Source organism: Paraburkholderia sp. Ac-20336 (assembly GCF_017105025.1).
GTDB lineage: Bacteria > Pseudomonadota > Gammaproteobacteria > Burkholderiales > Burkholderiaceae > Paraburkholderia.
Window position 1 is genome coordinate 1 of the sequence record NZ_JAAGPS010000264.1, and the last position, 2594, is coordinate 2594.

2 protein-coding genes and 1 pseudogene are annotated in these 2594 nt (G+C 66.4%); 2 read left to right on the forward strand and 1 reads right to left on the reverse strand.

The window, feature by feature from the left end; all coding sequences use genetic code 11:
• A partial coding sequence (locus GXB81_RS31960) for a hypothetical protein (RefSeq protein ID WP_205991188.1) occupies nt 1–259 on the forward strand: 259 nt, incomplete at its 5' end.
• Nucleotides 260–428: 169 nt separating this feature from the next.
• On the opposite strand, the gene GXB81_RS30800 is transcribed toward GXB81_RS31960, so the two are convergent.
• Nucleotides 429–2186: a cation:proton antiporter gene (locus GXB81_RS30800; RefSeq protein ID WP_167046827.1), complete on the reverse strand. Its 1758-nt coding sequence runs from the start codon at nt 2184–2186 to the stop codon at nt 429–431.
• A 243-nt stretch (nt 2187–2429) separates the two neighbouring features.
• Between GXB81_RS30800 and GXB81_RS30805 the strand changes: the two are divergent.
• Nucleotides 2430–2594, forward strand: a pseudogene (locus tag GXB81_RS30805) (amidase); the annotation flags it as partial.

Here is a 2594-nt window from a genome sequence, read left to right on the forward strand (position 1 = left end):
GCGTTGGCTAGCCGTTCGCGGATCGCTGGGCGTGACTGTCGACGCGCCGAGTGGGTCGTCGGTCGACGCCCTCACGGCCGCTTGCGCGTCGGCCGGGCTCGGGGAGTCCGCGGCCGGCGACGCGGCGGCATCTTCATGCGATGGAGGTAACGAGGCTGCCGCCGCAGATGGCGCGGCGCCGGTTACCGGTGTGGTGGACGGCGCGGGCGAACCCGGCACCGGTGAGGAAGCGCCGGTCGTGCCGGCGTTTTCGGGTTGATTTTCGCTCATGACTGTCGGACAGGCGCCTTCCACGCGAACGAATGAATATGCCCCGATTATCCGTCAGCGCGGCAGGCCCGGCAAACCCACACACAATTGCTCACATTGTTACGGAGCGTGACACGCAGCGGCGTCATATCCCTGCATCACCCTTTTGCGCCCGCGCTTCAGGGGTCCGGCTGCTCGTCGAAAGTTTCCCGCAAGGCGATCTGCATCGATGCGTGAATCTTCACGCACCAGCGCCATACGAGCGCGAGCAGCAGCGCCGCGCAAACCAGCACCGCGACGAGCAGACCGGTCGGCGGCAGGATGCTGCCCGACAGCGCGGCCACCAGCAGAAACACGCCGAGCATCGAGACGATCGGCACGAGATCGGAAATCGCGTAACGCAGCGCGCTCGTGAAGCGCCCCGCCGTCGCCGGCTGCACGCCGACCTCGGCGAGCAGCAGCGCGAGCGACTTCGTCTTGCGATAGACCGCCACGAGAAACGGCAGCGACACGACGAGCGCCACGCTCCACTGCACGACGCGCTGCAGCGATTCGTCGCCGAGCCAGTGCCCGAGCAGCTTGCCGGTATGCGGCGCGCTATACGACACGGTCAGAAAAATCGCCGCGACGAGCGCGAGATTCACCGCGATCTGCAGGATGATCCGCCGCGTCATGCCGAACAGCGTCGGCTCGCCGCTGCCGGTGCTCAGGCTGCGCAGCCATTGCCCGTACAGACCGAACGCGTTGGAAAGCGTCGCGGGCATCGCGCGCGCGAGGCGGCGCGTGAGCGGATCGGCCACGCGGATCAGGTACGGCGTCGTCAGCGTGGTCAGCGCCGAGACCGCCACCGCGATCGGGTACAGAAACGCGCTCGTCACCTTCAGCGTGAGACCGAGCGACGCGATGATGAACGAGAACTCGCCGATCTGCGACACGGTCATGCCGACGCGCATCGCCGTGCGTCCGTCGCGGCCCGCGAGGAACGTGCCGAGCCCGCACGAGACGATCTTGCCGACAATCACCGCGAACGTGATGATGGCGATCGGCCACGCGTAGTCGAGGATCACGGCCGGGTTCAGCATGAGGCCGATCGTCACGAAGAAGATCGCCGAAAACGCGTCGCGCAGCGGCGCGATCAGATGCTCGATCCGGTGCAGATGGCGCGACTCGGCCATGATCGCGCCGATCAGGAACGCGCCGAGCGCGATGCTGTAGTCGAGCTTGACCACCAGCAGACAGAAGCCGAAGCAGAAGCCGAGCACGGACACGAGCAGCATCTCGTCGCTGTGGGCGCGCGCGACGTAATTGAGCGCGCGCGGCACGAGCAGCACGCCGACGATCAGCGACACCGTCATGAAGAGCAGCAGCTTGCCGAGCGTGACCGCCGCGAGCCCGGCGGACAGCTGCCCGGTCTGCGCGATGCCGGTCAGCAGCACGAGCATCGCGATGCCGAGAATGTCCTCGACGATCAGGATGCCGAACACGAGCTGCGCGAAGCCCTCGCGCTTGAGGCCGAGGTCGGACAGCGCCTTGACGATGATCGTCGTCGACGAGATCGCGAGGATCGCGCCGAGAAACAGCGAATCCATCGGACTCCAGCCGAACGCGCTGCCGATCTCGTAGCCGATCCACAGCATCAGCACGATCTCGGAGAGCGCGGCGACGATCGCCGTCGCGCCGACCTTGAACAGCTTGCGCAGGCTGAATTCGAGACCGAGCGAAAACATCAGGAACACGACGCCGAGCTCGCCGAGCGTCTGGATCGTCTGCTCGTCGTGGATCAGCTGGAACGGCGGCGTGTACGGCCCGATGATTACGCCGGCGGCGATATAGCCGAGCACCACCGGCTGCTTCAGGCGATGAAACAGCACGGTGACGACGCCGGCCAGCGCCATCACGACGGCCAGATCCTGAATGAAGCCAATGCCATGGTGCATGAACGCCTTCCTTACAAAAAGTAATTTACTAGGGCAGTTTAACAAACGGACCGGGGGCGGCTCCGCCGTGTCGGCGTCGCGCTGGCATCGGCATCGGTACGAGGCATGAAGCGCAGGCCGACCGCTGCGCGCCCTGCGTGCCGCGCCATGCCCACGCAAAACCGTGCTCTACAATGCAGACGACATTCCCGCCGGCTCGACCCGTGCCGCGACCACCGCGCTTACCGGACTTCCACCGACATCATGGCCACTGAATTCACGCCGTTCCCGCCGCTTGCCCAGCTTGCCGCCGATCTCGCCGCCGGCCGCACCACGAGCCGTGCGCTCGTCGAAACCGCGCTCGACAGGATCGCCGATCCGGCCGGCCAGGGCGCATCCGTGTTCATCCACGTCGACGCCGAGGCCGCG